Annotated in this window: 26 protein-coding genes; 14 read left to right on the top strand and 12 right to left on the bottom strand. The window is 43.3% G+C overall.

Annotated features, from left to right (window positions below):
- Positions 1-59: 59 nt before the first annotated feature.
- The 4 genes from GTK07_RS12110 (at position 60) to GTK07_RS12095 (ending at position 3,665) form a co-directional block, all read left to right on the top strand.
- Positions 60-1,373 carry a gluconate:H+ symporter gene (locus tag GTK07_RS12110; RefSeq protein ID WP_163635496.1) on the top strand — a complete coding sequence of 438 codons (1,314 nt, stop codon included), beginning with the start codon at positions 60-62 and terminating at the stop codon, positions 1,371-1,373.
- Between the two features lie 8 nt (positions 1,374-1,381).
- Complete coding sequence (locus tag GTK07_RS12105; RefSeq protein WP_163635495.1) at positions 1,382-1,849, top strand: RidA family protein; 468 nt, start codon at positions 1,382-1,384, stop codon at positions 1,847-1,849.
- Positions 1,850-1,857: 8 nt separating this feature from the next.
- On the top strand, positions 1,858-2,922 hold the full coding sequence (locus GTK07_RS12100) for a dipeptidase (protein ID WP_163635494.1): 1,065 nt from the start codon (positions 1,858-1,860) through the stop codon (positions 2,920-2,922).
- A gap of 146 nt (positions 2,923-3,068) precedes the next feature.
- Positions 3,069-3,665: a TetR/AcrR family transcriptional regulator gene (locus GTK07_RS12095; protein WP_163635493.1), complete on the top strand. Its 597-nt coding sequence runs from the start codon at positions 3,069-3,071 to the stop codon at positions 3,663-3,665.
- Positions 3,666-3,675: 10 nt separating this feature from the next.
- Here GTK07_RS12095 and GTK07_RS12090 read toward each other — a convergent pair whose 3' ends face one another.
- A complete protein-coding gene (locus GTK07_RS12090; RefSeq protein WP_163635492.1) occupies positions 3,676-5,091 on the bottom strand; it encodes a PorP/SprF family type IX secretion system membrane protein in 1,416 nt (471 codons plus the stop codon).
- A gap of 71 nt (positions 5,092-5,162) precedes the next feature.
- On the opposite strand from GTK07_RS12090, the gene GTK07_RS12085 reads away from it, so the two are divergent.
- Positions 5,163-5,684, top strand: coding sequence for a SixA phosphatase family protein (locus GTK07_RS12085; RefSeq protein ID WP_163635491.1), 522 nt, complete (start codon positions 5,163-5,165; stop codon positions 5,682-5,684).
- 2 nt (positions 5,685-5,686) lie between these two features.
- Here the strand turns inward: GTK07_RS12085 and GTK07_RS12080 are convergent, their stop codons facing one another.
- A complete protein-coding gene (locus GTK07_RS12080) occupies positions 5,687-6,424 on the bottom strand; it encodes a DUF6503 family protein (protein WP_163635490.1) in 738 nt (245 codons plus the stop codon).
- 80 nt (positions 6,425-6,504) lie between these two features.
- Here GTK07_RS12080 and smpB point away from each other — a divergent pair, with 80 nt between their 5' ends.
- Positions 6,505-6,966, top strand: coding sequence for an SsrA-binding protein SmpB (gene smpB / locus GTK07_RS12075; protein WP_163635489.1), 462 nt, complete (start codon positions 6,505-6,507; stop codon positions 6,964-6,966).
- On the opposite strand, the gene GTK07_RS12070 is transcribed toward smpB, so the two are convergent.
- Positions 6,963-7,604 (bottom strand): protein-L-isoaspartate(D-aspartate) O-methyltransferase, encoded by a 642-nt coding sequence (locus tag GTK07_RS12070; protein WP_163635488.1) that lies wholly within the window; start codon positions 7,602-7,604, stop codon positions 6,963-6,965. The two genes, smpB and GTK07_RS12070, sit on opposite strands and share 4 nt — an antisense overlap.
- Positions 7,605-7,718: 114 nt before the next feature.
- On the opposite strand from GTK07_RS12070, the gene GTK07_RS12065 reads away from it, so the two are divergent.
- The 8 genes from GTK07_RS12065 to GTK07_RS12030 all read left to right on the top strand — a co-directional run bounded on the left by GTK07_RS12065 (position 7,719) and on the right by GTK07_RS12030 (position 15,369).
- Positions 7,719-8,684 carry a Gfo/Idh/MocA family protein gene (locus GTK07_RS12065; RefSeq protein WP_163635487.1) on the top strand — a complete coding sequence of 322 codons (966 nt, stop codon included), beginning with the start codon at positions 7,719-7,721 and terminating at the stop codon, positions 8,682-8,684.
- A 52-nt stretch (positions 8,685-8,736) separates the two neighbouring features.
- Entirely contained in the window at positions 8,737-9,624 is an 888-nt protein-coding gene (locus tag GTK07_RS12060) for a 3-hydroxyacyl-CoA dehydrogenase family protein (protein ID WP_163635486.1), read from the top strand.
- A 206-nt stretch (positions 9,625-9,830) separates the two neighbouring features.
- Complete coding sequence (locus GTK07_RS12055; protein ID WP_163635485.1) at positions 9,831-11,066, top strand: DUF1015 domain-containing protein; 1,236 nt, start codon at positions 9,831-9,833, stop codon at positions 11,064-11,066.
- A gap of 18 nt (positions 11,067-11,084) precedes the next feature.
- Entirely contained in the window at positions 11,085-11,759 is a 675-nt protein-coding gene (locus GTK07_RS12050) for a YggS family pyridoxal phosphate-dependent enzyme (protein WP_313790808.1), read from the top strand.
- Between the two features lie 17 nt (positions 11,760-11,776).
- Positions 11,777-13,117 (top strand): exonuclease domain-containing protein, encoded by a 1,341-nt coding sequence (locus tag GTK07_RS12045; RefSeq protein WP_163635483.1) that lies wholly within the window; start codon positions 11,777-11,779, stop codon positions 13,115-13,117.
- Positions 13,114-13,962: an ion transporter gene (locus tag GTK07_RS12040; protein WP_163635482.1), complete on the top strand. Its 849-nt coding sequence runs from the start codon at positions 13,114-13,116 to the stop codon at positions 13,960-13,962. Before GTK07_RS12045 ends, GTK07_RS12040 begins: the two co-directional genes overlap by 4 nt.
- A complete protein-coding gene (gene miaA / locus GTK07_RS12035; protein WP_163635481.1) occupies positions 13,959-14,888 on the top strand; it encodes a tRNA (adenosine(37)-N6)-dimethylallyltransferase MiaA in 930 nt (309 codons plus the stop codon). The genes GTK07_RS12040 and miaA overlap by 4 nt, the downstream gene beginning before the upstream one ends.
- Complete coding sequence (locus GTK07_RS12030) at positions 14,875-15,369, top strand: gluconokinase (protein WP_163635480.1); 495 nt, start codon at positions 14,875-14,877, stop codon at positions 15,367-15,369. The genes miaA and GTK07_RS12030 overlap by 14 nt, the downstream gene beginning before the upstream one ends.
- 84 nt (positions 15,370-15,453) lie before the next feature.
- Here GTK07_RS12030 and GTK07_RS12025 read toward each other — a convergent pair whose 3' ends face one another.
- The 9 genes from GTK07_RS12025 to coaBC all read right to left on the bottom strand — a co-directional run bounded on the left by GTK07_RS12025 (position 15,454) and on the right by coaBC (position 25,115).
- Positions 15,454-16,167, bottom strand: coding sequence for a response regulator transcription factor (locus GTK07_RS12025; RefSeq protein WP_163635479.1), 714 nt, complete (start codon positions 16,165-16,167; stop codon positions 15,454-15,456).
- Positions 16,168-16,175: 8 nt separating this feature from the next.
- Positions 16,176-17,756 carry a sensor histidine kinase gene (locus GTK07_RS12020; protein WP_163635478.1) on the bottom strand — a complete coding sequence of 527 codons (1,581 nt, stop codon included), beginning with the start codon at positions 17,754-17,756 and terminating at the stop codon, positions 16,176-16,178.
- Positions 17,757-17,820: 64 nt separating this feature from the next.
- Positions 17,821-18,414, bottom strand: a complete 594-nt coding sequence (gene coaE / locus GTK07_RS12015) for a dephospho-CoA kinase (protein ID WP_163635477.1) — start codon at positions 18,412-18,414, stop codon at positions 17,821-17,823.
- Positions 18,411-19,349 carry a CdaR family protein gene (locus tag GTK07_RS12010; RefSeq protein ID WP_163635476.1) on the bottom strand — a complete coding sequence of 313 codons (939 nt, stop codon included), beginning with the start codon at positions 19,347-19,349 and terminating at the stop codon, positions 18,411-18,413. The genes coaE and GTK07_RS12010 overlap by 4 nt, the downstream gene beginning before the upstream one ends.
- A 16-nt stretch (positions 19,350-19,365) precedes the next feature.
- Entirely contained in the window at positions 19,366-20,373 is a 1,008-nt protein-coding gene (locus GTK07_RS12005) for a glycosyltransferase family 2 protein (RefSeq protein WP_163635577.1), read from the bottom strand.
- A gap of 55 nt (positions 20,374-20,428) precedes the next feature.
- Positions 20,429-21,241 (bottom strand): enoyl-ACP reductase FabI, encoded by an 813-nt coding sequence (locus tag GTK07_RS12000; RefSeq protein ID WP_119641335.1) that lies wholly within the window; start codon positions 21,239-21,241, stop codon positions 20,429-20,431.
- An 86-nt stretch (positions 21,242-21,327) separates the two neighbouring features.
- Entirely contained in the window at positions 21,328-22,980 is a 1,653-nt protein-coding gene (gene recN, locus GTK07_RS11995) for a DNA repair protein RecN (RefSeq protein WP_163635475.1), read from the bottom strand.
- A gap of 46 nt (positions 22,981-23,026) precedes the next feature.
- Positions 23,027-23,917: a type IX secretion system protein PorD gene (porD, locus tag GTK07_RS11990; RefSeq protein ID WP_163635474.1), complete on the bottom strand. Its 891-nt coding sequence runs from the start codon at positions 23,915-23,917 to the stop codon at positions 23,027-23,029.
- Positions 23,910-25,115 carry a bifunctional phosphopantothenoylcysteine decarboxylase/phosphopantothenate--cysteine ligase CoaBC gene (gene coaBC, locus GTK07_RS11985; RefSeq protein ID WP_163635473.1) on the bottom strand — a complete coding sequence of 402 codons (1,206 nt, stop codon included), beginning with the start codon at positions 25,113-25,115 and terminating at the stop codon, positions 23,910-23,912. The genes porD and coaBC overlap by 8 nt, the downstream gene beginning before the upstream one ends.

The following is a 25,115-nucleotide window of genomic DNA, read 5'->3' as shown; positions in this document are numbered from 1 at the left end:
ACATTTAAATCCTTATTTTAGCTAGCGACACATATTTTAGCTACAAACACATCCAACCTATGCCACTCGTCATTGCCGTTCTCGGGATTCTCCTTTTGTTCGTACTTATTGCCAAGTTTAAGCTGAATGCCTTTCTATCCTTCATCATCGTATGTCTTTTCGTTGGGATTTTTCAGGGCATGGAACTGGATAATCTTGTCAAATCCATTCAAAGGGGAATCGGAAATACCTTGGGATTTTTGGTATTGATCCTTGGTCTCGGTGCCATGTTGGGCAAATTGGTGGCAGATAGTGGTGCCGCCCAACGGATAACTACCCAATTGGTGGCCAAATTTGGGTTGAAACACGTACAATGGGCCATGGTAATTACCGGTTTCATTGTCGGGATTCCCATGTTCTATTCCGTCGGATTTGTGATTTTGATTCCCTTGGTGTTTACCGTAGCATATTCCACGGGGCTTCCTTTATTGTATGTTGGTTTGCCCATGCTTACCTCGCTTTCCGTAACACATGGTTACCTTCCACCCCATCCTGCGCCAACCGCTATTGCGGCCATGTTCAATGCGGATATTGGAAAAACATTGCTGTACGGTATTTTCATTGCTATTCCTGCCATCATTGTGGCCGGACCTTTGTTTGCCCGTACCATTAAAAAAGTGGAGGCAAAACCACTTAAAGAGTTTTACAATCCGAACACTATTCCTGAAAAGGAACTACCTTCTACCGCGATCAGTATTTTTACGGCTTTGTCCCCCATCATTTTGATTGGAATAGCCATAGCCGCGGAACATTTTTTGGAGGAAAGTTCAGTTCGCAGCATCCTCACCTTCATTGGGAATCCTGTGATAGCACTACTGATTTCTGTGCTTTTAGCGATTTATACCTTAGGCATTGCCAAAGGAAAGGAAATGTCCAAAATAATGGACTCCTTGACTTCCTCCGTTACTGGCATCACCATGATCCTTTTGATCATTGCCGGTGCGGGAGCGTTGAAGGAAGTACTGATAGATAGTCATGTAAGCGATTACATTGCCGATAGCCTGAAAGGTTCCAGCATTTCCCCGTTAATTTTAGCTTGGCTTATCGCTACGGCCATCCGGGTCAGTGTTGGTTCAGCTACTGTAGCCGGATTGACCGCTGCGGGAATTGTTTTGCCCTTGGCCTCCAGTACTGGGGTAAGTGCCGAGTTGATGGTCTTGGCCATTGGTTCCGGAAGCTTGATGCTATCCCATGTGAACGATACCGGATTTTGGATGTTCAAGGAATACTTCAACCTTTCGGTAAAGGAAACCCTGTCCACCTGGACGGTCATGGAAACCCTAGTGGGCATCATGGGTCTTATTGGGGTTTTGGTTTTAAATACAATCATTTAATTAGATATATGCAAAGTTTGCCTACCAAACGATTAGAGGAATTGAACATTCAACTTCCTCCCGCTCCACCACCTGCAGGGGTGTACAAACCAGTATTGGTCGTGGATAATTTTTTATACGTATCGGGCCAAGGACCCATTAATATGGATGGCTCCAAGATAGTTGGTCGTGCCGGGGACGATCTGGATAAGGATCAGGCCAAGTTGGCCGCCCGCCAAGTCGGGTTGACCATGCTTTCCACCATTACCACCCATTTTGGGAGTTTGGACAAAATCCAAAGAGTGGTCAAGGTATTGGGCATGGTAAACTGCACCCCGGATTTTGGAAATCAACCTTATGTGATCAATGGTTTTAGCGAATTGATGGCCGAAGTCTTTGGGGAAGATAATGGTATCGGGGTCCGAAGTGCCGTGGGCATGATGCTCCCAGGCAATATTGCGGTGGAAATCGAGGCCATGTTTGAACTCCATCCTTAACACTTCCTATGTTTATTTTTGATGCCCATTTGGACCTTTCCATGAATGCCATGGAATGGAACCGAGACCTAACCCTGACTGTTCCAGAAATAAGGGAGCGTGAAGTTGGCAAGACCGATAAACCCGACCGCGGCAAAAATATGGTTTCGCTGCCGGCCATGCGAAAAGGGAACATTGGCCTTTGTGTGGCCACCCAAATTGCGCGATACGTAAAAAAAGGAAACAACTTGCCCGGATGGCATTCCCAGCATCAGGCTTGGGCACAGACCCAAGGGCAATTGGCGTGGTACAAATCCATGGAAAAGGCCGGTGAAATGGTTCAGATTCGAAATTTAACCGACATGGAAACCCATTTGGCGCTGTGGCAAACCGACCAACCCAACAAGCCCATTGGTTTTATTTTAAGTCTGGAAGGTGCGGACTCCATCGTGGACATGGGATATTTGGAACAATCCTATGAAAGTGGTTTGAGGGCCATTGGTCCAGCTCATTATGGACCTGGGGTTTATGCCTATGGAACCGATTCCGTGGGCGGTATTGGAGTGAAAGGAAAAGAGCTTTTGAAGAAAATAGAGGAACTCAACCTCATTTTGGATGCCACCCACTTGTGCGATGTGAGCTTTTGGGAAACCATGAAAGTGTATAACGGTCCTGTTTGGGCCAGTCATAACAATTGCCGGAAGTTGGTAGATTACAATAGGCAATTTTCAGATGAACAAATAAAGGAATTGATCCAAAGAAAAGCCGTAATCGGGGTTGTACTGGATGCTTGGATGATGGTACCCAATTGGGTCCGTGGCAAATCGACTCCCCAAGATATGGGTGTAACCTTGGAAATTGTGGTAGACAATATTGATCATATCTGTCAATTGGCCGGAAATACGGACCATGTCGGTATCGGTACGGACCTAGATGGTGGTTATGGATTGGAACAGAGCCCCGCGGATATGGATACCATTGCCGACCTTCAAAAAGTTCCGGATCTTTTGAAACAAAGAGGCTACAGTCGATCTGATATTGAAAAGATCATGAACCTAAATTTCATCAACTTCTTAAGAAGGGTTTGGGCGTAAACCCGGCTTAGTTCAGCATCAAACCAAAACTTGGTACGCGGTTTTAAGGGTGAAATCTGTTAAAATAAAGGCATTTATTGGCTTACATACCAAACAGTATGTGTTTTTTTATATCTTAGTTTCACCCTAAACCAACCTTTTCCTCCATGACCAAGAAAGCAGAGCGAACCACCGCTTACATAATTGAGACCGTGGCCCCCATTTTCAACAAGCACGGTTATGTGGGAACCAGTATGAGCGACCTTACCGAGGCCACGGGCCTTACTAAAGGCGCCATCTATGGTAATTTTGAGAACAAGGAAGCGTTGGCACTTTCCGCTTTTGAATACAATCGAAACCTTTTATTGTCTGCTATTGATGCTAAATTGGAGGAGAACGAAGGGGCAATGGACAAGTTGTTCACTCTGATCCAGTTCTACAAGCAGTATGATGTGTTCACCTTGCCTATGGGCGGGTGCCCTATTCTAAATGTGGGTGTGGATGCCCAAGGGAACAATACCCTTTTGGCGGCAGCCGTAAGGGAAACCATTAAGGATATTGAAGGTAAAATTGCCCTGGTATTGGAGAACGGTGCCAAAAGTGATGAATTATACTTATCCGTACCTCCTTTGCAATTTGCCAAGCAATTATTCACCATGATCCAAGGTGCCGTCGCCATGAGCACCATGACCCGTGACCGAAAGTATTTGATCAACACCTTGACCTATTTGGAACATTTGGTCAAAAAGGAAATCAAAAAGTAAGGCTGGGCAATCAATTGCCCCTGACCCTGAAAATCCAAGTCTTGTCAGGGTATTTTCCGAAAAATTTACTGTCCCTTGCCTTTCTGGCCTCGTCCATGGAATTGTATCGTTCTAAATACACGTAATTGTATTTATTGAGCTTTCGATAAAACGACTTAGGCTCCAATCCCTTTTTGCGCAAGGTATTCATGAAATTGTCAAAGTACTTTTGGGTGCCATATACATTGGCAATCAAGTAAAAACCGGGTTCCAATCCCTCCTCGTTTTCCACCTCCTCATATTTTTCATTGGGTCGAAGCTCCACTTTTTGGGTTTGCAAGGCTGAAATACTGTCCCTTTCACGTTGTGCTTTTAATTCCATGGCCAATTGTTGTGCCCGGGCAATGGAATCCTGCTCCCTTTGAAGTGCCAATTGTCTCTGTCTTTCCAATTCTTCTTGACGAAGGGCCTCTTCATTCATTTGGTCTTCTCCCGCAACTTCTTCCACCTCCTTTGGTTCAGGTTCCCTGACTTTTTCTTCTTTTTTTCCAAAGTAATAAGACGCAATCAGTTCCAAACTAGGGTCCTTGGCATCCAATTCGGTATCCATGCCAAACTCCACTAGCCCTCCAATGGAAAAGGACTTGGCGAAAGTGGCCCCCAATCCGCCGGAGACCCCATAAAAACTGTTGTAACCACCCTGCACCCAAAATTTTGGCGTAGAAAGCAGTCCGTTGATCCCAAATTGAGAGTCCATATCAGGAATCGATTTGATATATAGCACGGGTCTAAAAAAACTTTCACCCCAATCCTGAAAAATAGCCAGTGGAAAATCGTTACTCAAAGTTCCTAAAATCGTTTTGAAGTTATTGGCAGTTGCACTTTCACTATCCGAAAGATTAAAGCCGAAGGCATTTTCAAAGGCCAAACCAACTCCAAATCGATTTACCATCAAACGCAGGGCCGGTGAAAATTTTACCCGGAAGCCTTCAAAACTCTCCAATTCTTCTTGACTCAACCCTTCATTGGCCACATACAATTCGTCTGCCACCGTTTGTTGAAAGGCAAAAGCATTGATGCCTGCCAGCAGTTTTACATCATCATTAAGGGGAAAGGCATAAACGTATTTGGCATTGCCCCCTGTATTAAGAAAAACACCTGTATTGTGCTGTAAAAATCCCAGGCCAACAATCGATTTAGATCCCAAAGCATGGGAGTAATTGGCAAAAATGGAAGAAGGGTCACCATCTATAGTCTGCCATTGCCACCTTGACCAAACGGAAAGGGAGTTGGGTCGGTTCCAATCATAGGCATAGGTGGCATTCAAAAGGCTGGCGTTGTATTGTGTTAGGGAATGCTGTCTAAAGTCAGAAGGCAGAGCGGGCCCTTGGGCCCTTAATCCCAACCAAAACAGTGCACATAATAGAAATACCGAGAACCTACGCATACAAGAAAATAAAAATTAAACGTTACTTTTAGATCAGATAAACAAAAACACGGGAACTTTAGATCAGTACTATGCGAACCATCAAACCTCTGATTGCCATTGCAATTTTAATCGTTGGAAGTATCAGTTGCAAAAAAGATACGAAAAATGTTGAACCTGTGATCTCCACTTTCTATTTTATCCGCCATGCGGAAAAGGATAGGACCGATCCGGAAAACCCCGATCCAGAGCTCAACCAAGAGGGTTTAGATCGTGCCATAAGATGGGCAGAAGTTTTTGATGCCATTCCCATGAATGCGATTTATTCCACCAATTATGAACGCACTTCGATGACGGCTGCACCAACTTCTGTAAAACAAAATGTAGACGTACAATACTACGACCCCAAATCCTTAGACGTGGAGGAATTCAAATTAGCGAACGAAGGGAAAAATGTGCTCGTAGTCGGCCACAGTAACACCATCCCCGATTTTGTGAACAAAATGATCGGTTTTGATAAATATGAACAGATGGATGATACTGACAATAGCAGTTTGTTCATCGTTCGCATTATTGATGGGGTGCCCACCGATTTCCGATTAAAAATGGATTGACCCTAATCTACCTGAATATTGGTCAGTTCTATTTTGGATAACAATTCCAATTCCCCCTTATCAAAAAGGTGTCCGATTTCCAAAATGTCGGAATTCTCATTTTTGGCCTTGTAATTCTCGTAATCCACAAAGCGGATACCCTTTATATATCTTTCGTTATACGCTTTTCTAAAACGTTGCCCCCCTCCATTCACATGAAAGTCGTATGCTAAATAATTCGGCTTAAAAGTTTCTATATCAAACCAATATAGATAGGTGTCATCAAAATCGTCGCCACCGCCCTGCTGGTCAAAGGTTACTTTGATCTTGTAATATTCCTTGCCACCAATGGATTCTTTACCCAACAATTCCTTGTTCACGGCACCGTCATTCAAGCCATATGGCAAGCGGGCAAAATAGTGTACTGAATTTACCGAATTGGCATATCGGACGGCCATGCTATCGGGTACGGTAACCAAGGAATCGTTCATGTACCTTTCAAAATCATTTCCATTTTTAACGTCGCGAATGATTACTGAATCCAAATCGAACACTCGGTCCAAAACAATCTTGCCGTTTTCATTTCTGGAATGATAGGTTTTGTCCCTAAAGGTAAAGGCACTGCTATGGTCCTTATAAAGCACACCCCCACTTACTTCAATGGATTTATCAACAATTTCCTGGGCGGTCAAAGGTTGGGGGGCCTTCTCCTTGCAGGCAAGGAAGAAAATAACAGTTATAGCGGTAAAAAGATATTTCATGGTTTTGGTTTTGTTCATAATCGTAAAATCTATTGTAACATTACAATTTTCTTGGCGAAGAGTTTATACTTTTGCACACGATGCAACAAAATATCAACATAAAAAACAAAAGGGCCCGCTTTGATTATGAAATCCTCGATACCTACACTGCGGGTATTGTGCTGGGAGGAACGGAAATCAAATCGATTCGATTGGGCAAGGCCAACCTTTCCCAAAGTTTCTGCGAATTTAACGATAATGGTGAACTTTTTGTGGTGAACATGCAGGTAGATGAGTATAGTCACGGAAGCTATTACAACCATAAACCCAAGGCAGAACGCAAACTGTTGCTCAACAAAAGGGAACTGAAAAAACTCCGCAAGGAAGTGACCACTTCAGGCCTTACCATCATTCCCTTGAACCTTTTCATCAACGACAGGGGCTTGGCAAAGGTGAACATCGGTTTGGCAAAGGGTAAAAAACTGTATGACAAGCGGGATACCATCAAAGATCGGGACACCAAACGGAATCTGGACCGCGTGAAAAAAAGTTTCAACAACTAGTTTTTGTCCTCCAATAACGGAACAAACCTAAAGGCACCCAATTCCCTTTTCTCAAACTCTTTTTCAGATTTACGCACGAATAGCGTCATGACCTGTTCATTTTCACCCACAGGTATCACCAATCTGCCCCCAACTTTTAGTTGGGACATCAAAGCCTTTGGAACCTCAGGGGCACCGGCAGTAACAATGATCCCATCGAACGGGGCATCCTCGGGCAATCCTTTGTATCCATCCCCAAAGATCATTTTCTTGGGTCTGTAGCCCATTTTGGCAAAAAACAGTTTGGTTTTCTTGAAAAGTTCCTGCTGCCGTTCTATGGTGTACACCTTGGCTTTTAAATGGAGCAAAACTGCTGTTTGATAGCCGCTTCCCGTTCCAATTTCAAGGATTTTGTCGTTGGGTTTCACTTGTAGCAATTCTGTCTGGAAAGCTACGGTATAGGGTTGCGAAATGGTCTGGTCAGCACCAATGGGGAAGGCCTTGTCCTGATACGCGTGGTCCTCAAAACCACTATCTAAAAAAAGATGTCTTGGTATAGTCTTTATGGCTTCTAAAACCTTCTTGTCCGTTATCCCCTTGGCCTCAACAATTTCGGCCAATTTATTGCGCATTCCCCTATGCTTGAGCGTATCCTTCATGGTCATTGGTCTGGTCCACGAATTTAACAAGTTCTCAAAAAAATACCCCTAGTTCCCATCTTATTTTTGCGGCAAAGTGCCATCATATCCGTATTTTTGACAAAAATGGATACTATGCTAAAAGTTGGTGTTCTGGGTGCAGGACATTTGGGGAAAATTCACCTTAGGCTCTTAAACCAATCGGAAAAATATGAACTTGTTGGGTTCTACGACCCTGATGAGATCAATGCAAAAAAAGTAGCGGCAGAATTCGGATACACGTATTTTGAGAACATCAACACCTTGATCGATGCCGTGGATGTAGTCGATATTGTGACACCTACCCTATCCCATTACGAGTGCGCCAAAAAATCCATTCTGAAGGGCAAACACATCTTTATAGAAAAGCCCATCACCAATACGTTGGAAGAAGCCCAAGAGCTTTTAGATCTTTCACAAAAGCACGGCGTAAAGGGACAAGTGGGCCATGTAGAGCGGTTCAACCCTGCATTTTTGGCCGTGAAGGACAAGATTGAGAATCCCATGTTCATCGAGACCCACCGTTTGGCGGAATTCAACCCAAGGGGCACCGATGTTCCCGTGGTGCTGGATCTCATGATCCATGACATCGACGTGATCCTGAGCGTCGTTCCTTCAGAAGTAAAACAGATCAATGCCAGTGGGGTATCCGTAATCAGTAATTCCCCGGACATTGCCAATGCTAGAATTGAGTTCGAGAACGGTTGTGTGGCCAATCTCACTTCAAGTCGCATTTCCCTGAAGAACATGCGCAAATCGCGTTTCTTTCAAAAGGATGCCTATATTTCCGTGGACTTTTTGGAGAAAAAAGTGGAAGTGGTAAAAATGAAGGATGCCCCTGAAAAACCTGGGGATTTTGACATGATCCTTCAAAATGCGGAAGGGGAGAAAAAACAGATTTATTTCGAAAACCCTGAAATAGATGTAAACAATGCCATATTGGATGAACTGGAGACTTTTGCAGATGCCATCAACAATGATACACCTCCAGTTGTAACGCTACAACAAGGTACCAATGCCCTTAGGGTGGCCCTACAGATCATTGAATCGTTTAAAAAGTAACCCAATGTCAGTTCATTCTTAATCTAGAACTACAAAACATAATATTATTTCCATGAAAAAAATAGCGGTAATAGGTGCAGGAACCATGGGCAACGGTATCGCCCACGTTTTTGCGCAAAGCGGCTTTAATGTAAACCTTATCGATATCTCTCAGGCTTCCTTGGAAAGAGGATTGGCGACCATTGCCAATAACCTGGACCGCATGGTGGCCAAGGAATCTATCAGTGAAACGAACAAAGCGGCTACTTTGGCCAACATTTTGACCTTTACCCATATCATGGACGGCGTTTCGGAAGTGGACCTTGTGGTAGAGGCCGCCACCGAAAATCTGGATATTAAACTTAAAATTTTCAAAAATTTGGATGAAATGTGTCAGCCACAGACCATTTTGGCCAGCAACACGTCCTCCATATCCATTACGCAGATTGCCTCCGTGACCCAACGGCCGGATAAGGTCATCGGGATGCACTTCATGAACCCTGTACCCATCATGAAGTTGGTAGAGATCATCCGCGGATACAGCACATCAGATGAAGTGACCCAAACCATCATGGATCTTTCGGAAAAATTGGGTAAAACCCCTACGGAAGTAAATGACTATCCTGGTTTTGTGGCCAATCGTATTTTAATGCCGATGATCAACGAAGCCATTGAAACCCTATATCATGGCGTTGCGGGTGTGACGGAAATCGATACGGTGATGAAATTGGGCATGGCCCACCCGATGGGTCCTTTACAGTTGGCCGATTTTATTGGATTGGATGTTTGCCTTTCCATTTTAAACGTGATGTACGATGGTTTTAAAAATCCGAAATATGCCCCTTGCCCCTTACTAGTGAATATGGTGATGGCCGGTAAATTGGGCGTAAAATCCGGGGAAGGCTTTTACGATTATTCCGAATCCAAGAAAGCGGAAAAGGTTTCGGCACAGTTTAAATAACCATCTATCAATTTAAATCTCTTGCATTTAAAAACTTCTATATTGAGTTTGGCCGTCATTCCGACAGAGCAATGCGACGAGGAATCCCAAGTCGTTTAATTGAATGAGATTTCTCACTTTGTTCGAAATGACAGGAGATTCCTAAATATTGAAAAAAGTAACAACAATAAATTGTTGGATATTCACCTTAACCAGATGATAATTTCATGGCCGTAGTAAAACCTTTTAAGGCCATACGCCCTACCAAGGACAAAGCTTTTTTTGTGGCATCCCGATCTTATGAGGAATACAGTCCAGAGGAGTTGCAGGCCATACTGCAGTTCAATCCGTTTTCATTTCTCCATATCATCAATCCCGGGTTTAAGTTTGAAAAGCATATTACGGGAAGAGAACGTTTTCACTTGGTCCGGAACCGATATCTTGAATTTTTGGAGGAAAACGTCTTCCTGAAAGATAAAGAACCAAGCTTTTACCTCTATCAGATTGAAAAAGGCGATTTTAAAAGCTTGGGGTTTTTCTGCGCCTGTAGTGTGGAGGACTATCGGAACAATGTCATCAAAAAACACGAGGATACCATCCATCATCGGGAAGAATTGTTCGCGGACTATCTCTATTCCGTAGGCTTCAATGCCGAGCCTGTATTGATGACGTATCCCGACAATCCCACCGTGGATGAAATCTTCCAGAAAAAAATCCAACGGGAGCCCGAGTACGATTTTACCACCACGGACAAGGTCAACCATAAACTCTGGAAAATTTCCTATCCCGAAGGCATCGAAAAACTCCAAAAGGCTTTTGGGGAGTTAGAGGCCCTTTACATTGCGGACGGTCATCATAGGAGTGCCTCGAGTCATCTGTTGGCCCAACAGCTTCAAAATGAAAACCCTGCACATACCGGAACCGAACCCTACAATTATTTCATGGCGTATCTGATTCCTGAATCCCAAATTAGAATTTACGGGTTCAACCGTATGGTGAAGGATTTGAACGGTTTAACCAAGGAAGAATTCTTGATCAGGCTGGACGAACATTTCAGAATAGAGAAACGGGAAGACGGCTTGTGCAAACCATCCAAGAAGCATGAATTCGGCATGTATTTGGAAGGCGAGTTTTATTTACTGCATCTGCGAATGACCAACTATACGTTTACCGATGCCTTGAGCCAATTGGATGCCCAAATTCTATACAAGACCATTTTGGAACCTATTTTGAATATTACGGATTTGCGGAACGACAAACGGATTGCATATGGTTATGGCAAAAACAATCTTATCCAGATGAAGGATGCCGAGGACCATGGTGAATTTGCAGTTGGTTTCAGTTTAATGCCCATAATGGTGGATGAGATCAAGGCGGTTGCAGATGCAGGGTTGACCATGCCGCCAAAAAGTACCTATATTGAGCCAAAACTTCGTAGTGGTCTCACAATTTACGAACTTTGATTTCATAAGTTCAACAACATTCAACAGTACAAAATGTCAATAAAGGACAAATTAGAGCACATTAAATCTGGCATTCCTGAAAAAGTGACCTTGGTCGCCGTTTCCAAAACCAAGCCCAATGAGGCCCTTTTGGAAGCCTATGAAGCTGGTCAACGGGTATTTGGGGAGAATAAGGTCCAAGAAATGATGGAGAAATGGGAGGCCCTTCCAAAAGACATCGAATGGCATATGATCGGGCACTTGCAGCGCAACAAGGTCAAATACATGGCCGAATTTGTGTCGTTGATCCATGGTGTGGACAGTCTTAAACTTTTAAAAGAGATTGACAAGCAGGCCCAAAAACATGATCGTGTCATTCCCTGTCTGCTACAAATACACATTGCCGAAGAGGACACCAAATTTGGACTGGACAAAAAAGAATTGGAAGAGTTGATCCACTCGGAGGATTTCAAGGCCATGAAAAACATTAAATTAGTCGGGCTCATGGGCATGGCAACCTTTACTTCGGACGAGACCCAGATCCGAAAAGAGTTCGCTCATCTTAAATCCATTTTTGGAGATTTAAAGCAACAACTGCCCAATATCTCTGTACTTTCCATGGGAATGAGCGGTGACTATCAAATCGCGATAGAAGAAGGCAGCACCATGGTGCGAATAGGAAGTAGTATATTTGGGTCTAGGAACTATTCGTAAAACATTCTAGGGATTTCATGTACGCCATACTCGATATTGAAAGCACGGGAGGAAAATACAATGAAGAGGGTATCATGGAAATTGCCATTCACCGCTTTGATGGCCATCAAGTTGTGGATCAGTTTATTTGCTTGATCAATCCCGAGCGCGAGATCCAGCCCTTTGTCTCCAAACTAACGGGCATCAACAATGCCATGCTCCGCTCCGCACCCAAGTTCCACGAAGTGGCCAAACGCATTGTGGAAATCACCGAAGGGGCCGTCATTGTTGCCCACAATGCCCAGTTCGACTATAGGATCCTCCGCACGGAGTTCAGGCGCTTGGGTTACAATTATCAGCGCAAAACATTATGTACGGTAGATCTTTCCAAACAATTGATACCCGATGCGGAATCGCATAGTTTGGGGAAATTGGCCCGTTCGTTGGGCATCCCCATGAGCGATCGGCACCGCGCCAATGGAGATGCCCTGGCCACCTTGAAATTGTTCAAACTGTTGTTGAACAAGGATACGGACAAAAAGATCATCACAGAGGTGATCCGCGAGGAGACCCATGGTGAACTATCCCCAAACCAACTGGATATGGTGTTCAACCTTCCTTCGGAAACCGGTGTCTATTATTTACATGACCGGGATGGGGCCATTATTTTTTTGGGCAAGACCAAGGACATCAAAAAACGGGTGAACCAACATTTTACCGATGTGGGAAAGCTTGGCAGAAAGCTGCAAAAAGAGACCAAGAAGGTTTCCTACGAACACACAGGAAGCGAGCTGATAGCCATATTAAAGGCTTATTTGGAGCAAAAGAAAAACAATCCGAAATACAACCAGATCACTAAAAAGAAACTGTTTTCACATACCGTGGATTTTAGTCGGAACGGCACCGAACATATTGTTCTGGAGGTGGAGAGCAGCAGAACGCTCAAAACCAGCGCCATGGCTTTCAATGGTGCAGAAGCAGCCAAGAATTTCTTAGGGAAAATCCAGGACGAATTTGAACTTTGCCCCTGCTCCCTTGATCTGGAAGCCATTTGCAAACAACAGGAAATGGAAGGAGTGGGCGTAATTGAATGCAATGAAAAAGTAATCACCGCCTATGAAAAATATAGCGTTAGGGGGAAGGATATTGCACTTTTGGATCGAGGTAGGGTAACTGGTGAGCGGAGTTTTATTTTAATAAAAAACGGTCAACTTCAAGGGTTTGGATATGTAGAATTGAATTATCAAATCAATAATATTCATATCTTGGAATCCATTATGACGCCCATGCCAAATGATGATAACACAACTTTTATAATAGAATCTTATTTAAGAAAAAACAATAGATTAAAGACCATACCCCTAACCAAGCAAACTTGAAAGACCATAAAGCACAATCCAAATGGAAAAGCAAACTTCATGAAGTAATCTATGAAGCGGACACTCCTGCGGGCAAACTCTTTGATCTTTTACTTTTTGTACTGATCATCTTCAGTGTTGTTCTGGTGATGTTGGAAAGCATTAAAGAATTCGATGATAAACACCATGCCACCCTTTTTGCTTTGGAGTGGGTCATCACTATTCTATTTTCCTTGGAATATATAGCCAGACTCATCAGCATTAAAAAGCCGTTGAATTACGCACTGAGTTTCTATGGCATTATTGATTTTCTATCCACCATTCCCCTGTACCTCAGCTATATTTTTGCTGGGTCCCAGGTATTGTTGGCGGTTAGGGCATTCCGTTTGCTAAGGATTTTCAGGATCTTAAAATTGGTGAAATTTATTGGGGAGGCTTCCCAATTACAGGCTGCCTTAAAGGCAAGTCGGACCAAGATTGCCGTTTTTATATATGTAGTACTCATCCTGTCCGTTATTTTAGGCACATTGATGTACATTGTGGAAGGGGATGAATCCGGTTTTACCAGCATACCGAGAAGTATCTATTGGACCATAGTCACCTTAACTACGGTAGGATATGGTGACATTGCACCCCAAACCAATTTGGGTCAGTTTTTGGCAACGGTGATCATGATTTTGGGTTATGGCATCATTGCGGTACCAACCGGTATAGTTACCGCTGAATTTACGAGGCATAAGCAGGATGGGGAATCAAATGATGAAAGTACCACGGTTCATGTGAACACCCAAGCCTGTCCCAATTGTTCCGTGGAAAGTCATAGAGACGATGCAGCACATTGTTATAATTGTGGACACCCATTATGAGCAAAAAGGTTCTTTTGACGGTGGTTGGACCCACGGCCATAGGAAAAACAGCCTTGGGCATCCTTTTGGCAAAACATTTTGATACCGAAATCCTTTCAGCAGATTCTCGACAGTTTTTCAAGGGACTGGAAATCGGTACCGCAGTGCCCTCAAAGGAAGAACTGTTGGCCGTCCCACATCATTTTATTCAGCACAGGAACATTTTTGATCCTTATTCCGTTGGAGATTTTGAAAAAGAGGCCTTGGCTTTGTTGAATGTAATGTTCCGAAAACGGGACATTGCCGTTATGGTCGGTGGCAGCGGGCTTTATGTGGATGCCGTAATCAATGGACTTAATGATTTCCCTGATGTTGAACCTATTATTCGTCATAACCTCAACCAGAAATTAAAAAGTAACGGATTGATTTCCCTTCAAGAAGAACTTAAGGTTCGTGATCCAGACTATTATAAAATGGTGGATTTGGATAATCCCCATCGACTGATCAGGGCACTTGAGGTTTGCATTGCCGGCGACAGTCCATACTCCTCTTATCTAAATCAAAAGAAAGCAGAAAGATTCTTTGAAGCCATTTATATTGGGCTAGACGCTCCACGGGAAGTGATTTACGAGCGTATCAATTTGCGTGTGGACCTAATGATGGAAGCAGGATTATTGGAAGAAGTGAAAAAATTGTCCCCATATCGTGACCTGAATGCACTCAAAACAGTTGGCTACAAAGAACTTTTTGAATATCTTGACGGCCATTATCCACTGGAACATGCCGTTTCAGAAATCAAGAAAAATACCAGACGGTTTGCCAAGCGACAACTGACCTGGTTGCGGAAGAATGAAAGCATTTTGTGGATACCCTATAATCTTGAACCTGATAAAATGATCAAATTGGTTACGGACCGCCTTAAATCCTTACAGCATGCCGCACAATAAGAGTGTTTTGGTCATTATGGGTGTAAGCGGTTGTGGAAAAACCGAAATTGGAAAATTATTGGCCGAAGAGTTGGACCGCCCTTTTTTTGATGGGGACCACTTTCATCCTGAATCCAATATAGAAAAAATGAGTTCTGGTCAGTCCCTGAATGATGAAGATCGAAGAGAATGGCTGATCAAGCTGAACCAATTGGCCTTGGAGCACCGACATACAGGTGCCATTATTGCCTGCTCCGCCCTAAAAAAAAATTACCGGAGCCTACTACGTGCCGGAATGGGTTACTGCATGGCTTTTGTGTACCTAGATGGGTCATTTGACCTGATCCAAGCCCGCCTGCTAAAACGAAAAGGCCATTTTATGCCCGCGAGCCTGCTTCAATCACAGTTTGATGTCTTGGAGCCTCCTAAAAAGGAAATCACCGTATCCATAGAGGATAAGCCTGAAAAAATTGTGAAGGAAATTTTAGGACGATTGAAATAACGAACGGGACTCCACGATAATCCCTCCGGACAAAAAGCAAAAAAGCCACCATTATTGGTGGCTTTTCTATTTAAATTATGGTGATTATTGGTTCTCCGCCTTTACCACCAATCGGAATCCTTCCCCATGAATGTTCAGGATTTCCACCGAGTCGTCCCTTTTCAGGTACTTTCTCAACTTGGCAATATAGACATCCATACTTCTTGAGGTAAAGTAGTTATCATCTCTCCAGATTTTGGTCAATGCCAATTCCCTGGGCATCAGGTCATTCTCATGCAGTGCCAACAAACGCAATAGTTCATTCTCTTTTGGTGAAAGTTTAATAGGTTCCTCTTCCTTGAATTTAAGAAAGCGAAGCTTGGAGTTCAAATGGAAATGCCCAATCTGAAACTCAAACTGCTTGCTATCCGCCAAAGAGCCAGTTGCCTTTCTTTGCAGGATGGCCTTAAGTTTCATCAACAATACCTCTGAATCGAAAGGTTTGTTCAAGTAATCATCGGCACCTGCCTTGTAACCCTTTAACACATCTTCCTTCATGGTTTTTGCGGTAAGGAATATAATCGGAACATTCTCGTTCTTTTCACGAATTTCCTTGGCTAGGGTAAATCCATCCTTGTAAGGCATCATGACATCCAGAATACAGACATCGTAATTGTCTTTTTTGAATTTTTCAAAACCTTCCATACCATTTTTGGCCAAAACCACCTCAAAATCATTCATCGCCAAATAATCCTTCAACACAATCCCAAAATTGGGGTCGTCCTCCACGAGTAGTATCTTCTTTCTTTCTGTTTCCATAGTTTGTTTTAAATTAAAGGGAGCTTTATGAAGAAGGTACTTCCTTTACCTTTTTCGCTTTCTGCATAAACCTCTCCTTGATGATCATCAATAATTCGTTTTACGTAGGCCAATCCTAATCCGTGGCCCTTTACATTATGAACGTCACCGGTATGTTCCCGGTAAAATTTTTCGAACACTTTTTTCAGTACCGCCTTGCTCATACCGGCTCCTTGGTCCTGAATCTTGATTATGATATTGTTTTTCACCATTTCGGTGAACACATCTATTTTTGGGGTTTCTGGTGAATACTTGATTGCATTGTCCAGAATATTCACCACCACATTGGTCATGTGCATGTCGTTGGCCAAAACATCAGATCTTTCCGCATCCAAATGGGCATTAACATAACCTCCACGATCTTGAACGATCAACTCCACGTGGGCAATGGCATCACTAATGATGTCATGCATATCCACCCTATCCTTACTGATGTCCAACTGGTTTTTTTCCAGTTTAGAAATCCTCAAAACATTCTCCACTTGGGCGTGCATCCGTTTGTTCTCATCCCGGATCATTCCCAAGTAGCGCAATACCTTTTCCTTATCCTCTATGGCCTTAGGATTTCTTATGGCCTCCACTGCCAAATTGATCGTGGCAATCGGTGTTTTAAACTCATGGGTCATGTTGTTGATGAAATCCGACTTGATTTCTGAAATCTGCTTTTGCTTTATCAATTGATAAATGGCACTGGAATACGCCAACATGATGATCAAAATAAACATCAAAGACAAAAAGGCCATTCCCATGATCGATCTGAAAATGTATTTCTTCATTCCCGGAAAGGTCAACAACAATGAAAAACTGGTCTGCCCTTCGCTATCCTTGAAAATTGGGGCCCGATACATTTTGGTTCCCGTAAATTTGAATTTATTAGACCTTATCTTGGTTGGATAGCCTTGACTATACACGCCATATTCATAATCAATATCAATGTTCCGATTTTGCAGTTCTTGGCTCAGCAGCAATTCCAATTCCTGTTTGGATACGCGTTTGTGAATGGGAGTGGTCTTGGCATATTCCCTTAACACATCTTCCATTGCCGCACGCTCCACACTGTTCAGGTTCCCAATTTTCTCATAACGTTGCAATGGTGTCAATCCATAGGTTTTTCCATCGAGACCAGTTTCTTGCTTGTAAATAGCCTTGGTACGTTTGCTCGTATACTTTTTGAGCGTAGTGGTATCCTCCCCGTCTGTGTTATCAAAGAACGTAGATGTTATGTTGTAGTCTTCCTCAAGTATTCCGTGAGAATAAAATAAAATCTCATCGGAGTTCAAATCTTGGTCTACAAACAGAATTTTTTTGTACTGACTACTTGTTGGCGGCCCAAGGGAATCTAACTGAGAAGCGATAAGGTCGGATACCTCCTTCATCTCCATCATCTCCACCCTATTGGCCACCTTGTCCAAAATGTCCGTGACCGTTCTCGAAAATTGTTCTTCTTTGTCGTTTATGGAGGTCCTGATCCAATAAACCTGTACAAATATTATCCCGATCAGGGATAAGCTCATAAGAATGACCAGAAGAACGAATAGCTTCTTGTTCATTGAGTCAAAATTAAAAATTTAACATTTAGGCCTTTTACCGTTTAACCTAACCTTAACAAAAATGTTAAAATTTAGTGGCAAGGGCCAACAGTTTGGCGTGAAGTTGTTTAACCTTCTTCTCGGTTGTTTTCAAATTGATGTTCTCAATGCAAAAATGGGCCAGTGGTATCTTTTGCCTATCCTGCATTTGGTTCTCCATGCGGTCCATCACTGCTTCGATGTCTACTCCATCCCTTTCTATAACGCGCTTGGCCCGTATATCTTCGGGAGCAGTGACCAAAATGATGAAATCATATTTGTCTTGTGCCTTGTTCTCAAAAATCAAGGCGGTTTCTTGGATAACATAGGGCGCTGCTTGTTGCGAAGTCCACTCCAGAAAATGCCCGCGTACCACCGGATGAACTATGGCATTCAATTGTTGAAGCAGTTCCTTATCCTTAAAAACCTTTGAAGCGATGAACTTTCGGTTCAAATCCTCTCCATGGTATGCATCTTCGCCGAAAATCTTTTTAAGACCATATCTTATTTTCGGCGAGGTCACCATCAAAATTTTAGCCTCATGGTCCGAATCATAAACAGGCACTCCCAAATTCCCGAACATTTTGGACACAGTACTTTTCCCGCTCCCAATTCCCCCTGTAAGCCCAACGACCATCATAGCTGTTCCAATACAAAGTTCACACTGGTTTGCTGTAACCGCACATCGTAGGTATTCTCTGGTCGCTTGGCAATCGTCAGGAAGAGGGTGTTATCGGAACCCTTGGACTTTTCATAATCGGATTCAACGGCAAAATCCGCAGCTGAAAGCGATTTTAACCTCTCAATGCTTGCCTTACAAAGAACTGTGACCGTACTTGGAAATGTTTTTACATGAAAACCTTCGGGAATATTGAGTACCTGCACAGGAACTTCGAAAACTTTTTCCGAAAATTTATCCACCTTGCCTGAAATAGACACCCGAGCATCTGAAAAAACACTGTTCTCCAATCCTTTGGGGAAGACCAAAACAGCTTCTCTTTCAAAACTATCCGAAACATTCGCCAACTTGATGGGTGAAGTCCGGATTTCCATGATGGTGTCAATTTCACTATTGGGTCCTTTTACCGTAACTGAATCCGGAATCAATATCAGTTTACCGTCCAAAATATAGTTTTGTTCCAATTGTAGATCCATTTTAGGAACAATCGGTATTTTTCTACTGGCCACTTGATACAGATCCAAAACCAATTGGTTTTGGCTTACGTCCAAAAGTGAAATGTTCTGCGATAATTGCTGGTCCAATTGCTCCTTGAGTTGATCTTCCAAGAGCACGTACCTCCCATTTCTAAAAACAGCCTGTGATACATTGATGTCCACCCGCTTTTTAAAAAAATTGTAGTATAAGAATTGAAATCCACTCGTTCTGAGTTTCACTTCAAGGTGTTGGTTGGAATTCTTCCCTTGTAAAAGGGTATCGGGTAAGTTGCGGTAGTTCACCAAAAAATCCGATCTAGACTCGTAGGTGTCGGAAAGATTGCTGATGAACCAAGCCAAAAAAGAGCATAACAAGAAGAGCGAAAACACTTTCGCTTTCTTCTGGTTCAAACCTTTCATTACCTTTTTGACCACGTTACTTTTTCTTAAAAAACAGTTTGGGGAACAATTCCTCTGGATCCTTGTTACTAAAATTAAGCAACATTGTGGACTTGAAGAAACCAATTCCGTAACCTGTGAATTGGATAATGGCAGCGCAAAGTGCCCAAAAGGCAATTTTAATGTTTCCTTCCTTGTGTAGAGCGTCCAAAAACAGGATGAAAAAATAGAAGGCGTACAAGGCGATGGGAAAAACAATGCCGAAAAGGGACAAAAGCAAAGCCCACATCAACCCGAACATAAAAAGCGTTGGGAACCAATACGTGGTGCGTGAAGTTCCAGGATGCCACTTGTTCAGTATGGGGCGTACCATCCCAAATTTGTTCACCTGGATGTAAAATTTGTTCCAATCTATCCTGCGTTTGTGGTACACAAAAGCGTTGAGAAACAATCTGGATTCGAAACCGGCCTTCCAAATACGAAACGTGAGATCCGGGTCCTCCCCTGGGTGAATCCTTCCAAAACCACCGGCCTCTTCAAAAGCTTCCTTGGAAATCCCCATATTGAAGCTGCGGGGCTGGAACTTGCCTACTGATTTCTTCCCGCCACGTATCCCACCTGTAGTGAAAAAGGATGTCATCACATAGTTAATGGCCTTCTGTACTTTAGTGAAAGAAGGATCTGCCGCGTCAGGTCCACCAAAACAATGCACAAAGTTCGCTTTCAGTTCTTTGTCTACTTCTGAAAGGTATTGTTTGGGCAAGATGCAATCCGAATCCAAAATCAGGAAATAGTTCCCTTTTGCTTTTTGCATCCCAAAATTACGGGAATCGCCCGGTCCGGAGTTTTCTTTGAAGTAATAGGAGATCTGAAGCTGTTCTTGAAAGTTTTGGACTATGGCTTCCGAACTTTCCCAAGAACCATCTTCTACGATCACGACTTCAAAATCCCTTTCAAAATCTTGTTGGGCAAGACTTTGCAACAGTTCCCGAACTTCTTCGGGCCTGTTGTACACCGGTACCACTATGGAAAAGAATACATCCATATGAAATAGAAAAGCCATCCCTTAAAAGGATGGCTTCCTGTAATATCTTTATTGATTACTTTGAAAATTCATCGATTACCTCTTGGCTAACACCGGTGTTGGAGAACCCGCCATCATGGAACAAGTTCTGCATGGTCACCTTTTTGGTAAGGTCGGAAAAAAGGGAAACCGTATAATTGGCACAGTCATCCGCGGTGGCATTGCCCAATGGCGACATTTTTTCAGCATAGTTGATGAAACCATCAAACCCTTTTACCCCTTGTCCTGCAGTGGTTGGGGTCGGTGATTGGGAAATGGTGTTCACCCTTACTTTTTTCTCCTTTCCGAAGAAATAACCAAAACTTCTGGCAACCGATTCCAAATAGGCCTTGTTATCGGCCATATCGTTGTAATCAGGGAAGGTTCTTTGTGCTGCCATATAGGTAAGGGCTACAATACTACCCCATTCACTCATGGCATCGGATTTGTAAAGCGTCTGCATTACCTTATGAAAGGAAAGCGCGGACACATCCCAACCTTTTGCGGTAAAATCGTAATTCTCATCAGTATAGGCCCTGCCCTTTCTAACGTTAACGGACATTCCAATTGAATGAAGGACAAAATCCAATTTCCCACCCAAAATCTCCATGGATTGCTCCACAAGGTTCTTTAAATCTTCTTCGCTGGTGGCATCGGCAGGAATGATCTCGGAATTGGTCTTACTTGCCAAATCCTTGATCTGGCCCATACGCATGGCAATCGGAGCATTGGTCAGTACAAATGTACCGCCTTCCTCATGAACGCGTTCTGCTGTTTTCCAAGCAATGGAATTCTCATCCAAAGCCCCAAAAATGATTCCTTTTTTACCTTTTAAGAGATTGTATGCCATATTTTCTATCAATTGTTGATTGTTCTGCAAAGATATTTATTCTTATTGAAGATTTGGGTATTTAGCTGTATCAGCTTTAACAGTTTTTACTGCAAAAGCTCACGGGCATGGGCCAATGCCGATTCGGAAAGTGATTTACCACCCAACATTTCCGCCAATTCACGAATGCGTTCCTCCGAACTGAGTTGTTTGATATGGGTACTGGTGCCCGAGGCGCTTTCTTCTTTGTAAACTTTGTACTGGTATTGTCCCTTGGAAGCCACCTGCGGCAAGTGGGTGATGGAAAACACTTGCATGGTACGGCTCATTTGTTGCATGATCTCTCCCATTCGGTTCGATATCTCACCGGAAACCCCGGTATCGATTTCATCGAACATCATGGTAGGTAAGTTTTCATATTGAGCCAAGATGGATTTTATGATCAGCATGATCCGGGACAACTCCCCTCCTGATGCCACTTTTTTAAGCTCTCCGTAACTGGAACCTTTGTTGGCAGCAAAAAGAAATATCAAATCATCTTTTCCGTTGGTTTTAAAGGAGTTGGACGGATTTACTTCGATCTTAAAACTAGCTGAGGGCATCCCCAATGTAGCCAGATTTTCTTCCAACATCCCCTTCAATTTTGGAATGACCGCTTGCCGGGCCTTGTGGATTGTATTGGCACAACCATCGACCTTGGTAGTCATTTGGGCAACCTCACCTTTCTTTTGTTGAATTTTGGATTCTATATTGGCGACTGCTTCAACCTTGATCGCCAATTCTTCACGAATGGCGATCAAATTTGTCACAGAGTCGGTATGGTGCTTTTTCTGAAGGTCGTACAATTGTTGTAATTGACCGTTCACCGTTTCCAAACGTTCGGGATTGGCTTCCACGGAGTCTTTCAATTGCTCTATTTCAGAAGCCATGTCGTCCATTTCAATAAGCACGGACTGAATCCTTTCACTCAAAGCCTTATACGCCGGACCAAATTCCGAAAGAGTCTGAAAAGCGCGTTTCAAGTCTCCCAACCTTCCTAAAAGCCCCAATTGCTCATCGTTCATCAATTGATATCCGGCAGAAAGCTGCTCCATGATTTGCTCCACGTTGCTCAATTGCTCGTATTCGCTTTCAAGGGCTTCCTGCATACCATCCTTGAGTTTGGCTGCTTCCAATTCCTCCAATAAAAAACTATTGTAATCGTGTTCCTTATCGGCATTGGCCTGAAATGTTTCCAACTCCTGAAGTTCCTTGGATACTTTTCGCAGTTGCGACAATAACTTTTGGTATTCCCCGAGATTATTGGAATTATCTGCCAATGCATCCACCACTTTCATCTGAAAATCGTTTTCCGTAAGCCTAAGGGTTTGATGTTGGGAATGTACATCCACCAATTGGTCGCCCAGCTCCTTGAGAACGTCCAATGTTACCGGAGAATCATTGACGAACGCCCTGGATTTACCACTTGGGAGGATTTCCCTGCGTAGGATGGTCCTATCCTCATAATCCAAGTCATTGTCGATAAAAAATTGCTGTAACTGGTATTTTGAAATGTCGAATTCTGCTTCGATCACGCATTTTTGTTCCTCATTTTTGAGGGATGAAAGGTCCGCGCGCTTACCCAAGACCAAGGAAAGACCTCCCAAAAGAATAGATTTTCCCGCTCCGGTTTCACCTGTAATAGTGGTAAAACCGTTGGTGAATGCAACGCTCACATCATCAATCAGTGCGTAATTTTGGATGGAAAGATTTGCCAGCAATTCTGAAGATTTTACCGTAAAGATAAATCTCTTTTGTAGAAATGCACTAGTAATTTATCTCATTCCAGGTTGAGGAATAAAATGGGGCCACTTTGTTCAGGGTTTCCTTTAGTTTGACCATGTCTATTTTTGGGCCATCGGAAAAGACGTTCTTTATTTCCTCTGATTTGGCATCAAAAAAGGTCTGTATCAAAAAGGCATTGGGTCTGCGTTTGATCAAAGTCTCGAACAAGCGGAGGCTCCCTGAAATGATCTGCTTGCCCGTACTGTTATTGTCCGCGAGGATGTCAAGCCCCTTTCTATGGTAATTGTACATGGCCACCCTGTACTCCCTAAAGGAGTTGCTCAAGAGGTTGTCAATCAATTCAAATCGGCTACGCGTCCCAGTCTCTTGGCTCCAACCACTATAGTTGGAACTTTGCGCCTGGGTTACGATGTTCTGTGCCAAACGATAAAAATCATTGCCGCCTTCCAATGAAAACGTATCCGCATCCAACCCCAAGACTACATACACATAATATGAAATCACGGCAACCAAGTTCGAGTCGAACGAGTTAGGATTGTACACCAAAGGTTGGAATTCCTGGTATTGAAAGTTAAAGGCGTCGTCCTTGTAATTAAAAACGGGACTTTCGTAACTGGTATTGAAAACGGGACGGCTGGATTGTATCTGAATGTTCGCCTCGAACCGGTCCGATTCGTATTGGGTCACCGTGATGAACATGCGGGCGTTTAACTTTTCATTCTCACGATAGACGCGATTGGTCCATTTGCTCTTGTTGACAAAGTCATTCAAAGAACGCTCCAATGTCCTGAATATCTGCTGATTGGTCTGCCCTACCTGATCGGAGTTCACGGTTATGGAGCAGTTGAGTTCCTGTGCGGGAACCGCAAATGAAATTGCTGCAAAAAAAATAAAAATCAGTACGTTACGCATGGATTCTGGAGATGATTTCGTCCCAAATATCCGAGGCCACTTCGGGCTTCGTCTTCAAACCAAACGTTTTAATCTTCAAATTCTTATCAATAAATGTGATTTTATTGGTAGTGCCCCCAAATCCAGCTCCATCATCTTTCAAGGAGTTAAGAACAATGGCATCCAGGTGCTTCCGTTGAAGCTTTTCTTTGGCATTTTCAAGCTCGTTTTGGGTCTCTAAGGCAAATCCCACTAAAAATTGATGCTTTTTTACTTCACCCAAGGATAAAAGGATATCAGGATTGCGTTCCAGTTCCAAATGCATCTCCCCTTCTTTCTTCTTTATTTTTTCGGTCGCCACGTGCTTGGGGCGGTAATCCGCTACAGCTGCGGCGCAAATGGCAATGTCCATATTTGGGTATACCTTGTGGCAGGCATCGTACATTTCTTGGGCGGATGTTACCTGAACCAATTGAATGCCGGAATGCGAGATGGATAAATGTGTAGGTCCCGAAACCAAAACCACTTCTGCCCCCAGATCGGCCGCCTTTTGAGCCAATTCAAACCCCATGGCACCGGTAGAGCGGTTGCCCAAGAAACGGACAGGGTCAATCGCTTCATAGGTGGGTCCTGCGGTGATGAGTACTTTTTTACCACTCAAAGGAAGTCCTTCTGCCAAATCTTTTTCAATAAATTGAATGATATTTTCGGGTTCGGCCATGCGCCCCTCTCCATGCAGTCCGCTGGCAAGTTCACCCGACTCTGCAGGAATCATCACATTACCGTACGATTGCAGTTTTTCAATGGAATTTTTGGTAGATGGATGCTTGTACATGTCTAAATCCATGGCCGGGGCAAAATAGACCTGACATTTGGCGGACAAATAGGTAGCTAATAATAGATTATCACACACCCCGTTTGCCATTTTGGAAAGCGTGTTAGCAGTGGCCGGGGCAACCAGCATGATGTCTGCCCAAAGCCCCAATTCCACATGGTTGTTCCATGACAGGGAACCGTCCTCCTCATTAACAAAATCCGACAAAACTGGATTTTTGGAGAGGGTGGACAAGGTAAGTGGGGAAACAAAAGAGCTGGCGCTCTGGGTCATTACTATTTTGACCTGAGCGCCAGCTTTTATGAATAACCTAACAAGAAATGTAGTCTTGTACGCGGCAATTCCCCCGGAAATACCCAAAAGGATTTTTTTACCGCCAAGCAT

Source organism: Flagellimonas sediminis, from assembly GCF_010500845.1.
GTDB classification, from domain to species: Bacteria; Bacteroidota; Bacteroidia; order Flavobacteriales; family Flavobacteriaceae; genus Flagellimonas; species Flagellimonas sediminis.
This window is presented reverse-complemented; position numbering and strand designations above follow the sequence as displayed.

Bases quoted from the DNA above. Each gene is read 5' to 3' on its own strand.
- GTK07_RS12090 (WP_163635492.1), bottom strand. From the start codon at position 5,091: ATGCGTAGGTTCTCGGTATTTCTATTATGTGCACTGTTTTGGTTGGGA.
- GTK07_RS12055 (WP_163635485.1), top strand. From the start codon at position 9,831: ATGGCCGTAGTAAAACCTTTTAAGGCCATACGCCCTACCAAGGACAAA.
- GTK07_RS12010 (WP_163635476.1), bottom strand. From the start codon at position 19,349: ATGAAAGGTTTGAACCAGAAGAAAGCGAAAGTGTTTTCGCTCTTCTTG.
- GTK07_RS12030 (WP_163635480.1), top strand. From the start codon at position 14,875: ATGCCGCACAATAAGAGTGTTTTGGTCATTATGGGTGTAAGCGGTTGT.
- GTK07_RS12020 (WP_163635478.1), bottom strand. From the start codon at position 17,756: ATGAACAAGAAGCTATTCGTTCTTCTGGTCATTCTTATGAGCTTATCC.
- GTK07_RS12065 (WP_163635487.1), top strand. From the start codon at position 7,719: ATGCTAAAAGTTGGTGTTCTGGGTGCAGGACATTTGGGGAAAATTCAC.
- coaBC (WP_163635473.1), bottom strand. From the start codon at position 25,115: ATGCTTGGCGGTAAAAAAATCCTTTTGGGTATTTCCGGGGGAATTGCC.
- GTK07_RS12085 (WP_163635491.1), top strand. From the start codon at position 5,163: ATGCGAACCATCAAACCTCTGATTGCCATTGCAATTTTAATCGTTGGA.
- miaA (WP_163635481.1), top strand. From the start codon at position 13,959: ATGAGCAAAAAGGTTCTTTTGACGGTGGTTGGACCCACGGCCATAGGA.
- GTK07_RS12060 (WP_163635486.1), top strand. From the start codon at position 8,737: ATGAAAAAAATAGCGGTAATAGGTGCAGGAACCATGGGCAACGGTATC.
- GTK07_RS12000 (WP_119641335.1), bottom strand. From the start codon at position 21,241: ATGGCATACAATCTCTTAAAAGGTAAAAAAGGAATCATTTTTGGGGCT.
- GTK07_RS12045 (WP_163635483.1), top strand. From the start codon at position 11,777: ATGTACGCCATACTCGATATTGAAAGCACGGGAGGAAAATACAATGAA.
- GTK07_RS12110 (WP_163635496.1), top strand. From the start codon at position 60: ATGCCACTCGTCATTGCCGTTCTCGGGATTCTCCTTTTGTTCGTACTT.
- smpB (WP_163635489.1), top strand. From the start codon at position 6,505: ATGCAACAAAATATCAACATAAAAAACAAAAGGGCCCGCTTTGATTAT.
- GTK07_RS12070 (WP_163635488.1), bottom strand. From the start codon at position 7,604: ATGAAGGATACGCTCAAGCATAGGGGAATGCGCAATAAATTGGCCGAA.
- coaE (WP_163635477.1), bottom strand. From the start codon at position 18,414: ATGATGGTCGTTGGGCTTACAGGGGGAATTGGGAGCGGGAAAAGTACT.
- GTK07_RS12005 (WP_163635577.1), bottom strand. From the start codon at position 20,373: ATGGATGTATTCTTTTCCATAGTGGTACCGGTGTACAACAGGCCCGAA.
- GTK07_RS12100 (WP_163635494.1), top strand. From the start codon at position 1,858: ATGTTTATTTTTGATGCCCATTTGGACCTTTCCATGAATGCCATGGAA.
- GTK07_RS12095 (WP_163635493.1), top strand. From the start codon at position 3,069: ATGACCAAGAAAGCAGAGCGAACCACCGCTTACATAATTGAGACCGTG.
- GTK07_RS12080 (WP_163635490.1), bottom strand. From the start codon at position 6,424: ATGAAATATCTTTTTACCGCTATAACTGTTATTTTCTTCCTTGCCTGC.
- GTK07_RS12105 (WP_163635495.1), top strand. From the start codon at position 1,382: ATGCAAAGTTTGCCTACCAAACGATTAGAGGAATTGAACATTCAACTT.
- GTK07_RS12025 (WP_163635479.1), bottom strand. From the start codon at position 16,167: ATGGAAACAGAAAGAAAGAAGATACTACTCGTGGAGGACGACCCCAAT.
- porD (WP_163635474.1), bottom strand. From the start codon at position 23,917: ATGCGTAACGTACTGATTTTTATTTTTTTTGCAGCAATTTCATTTGCG.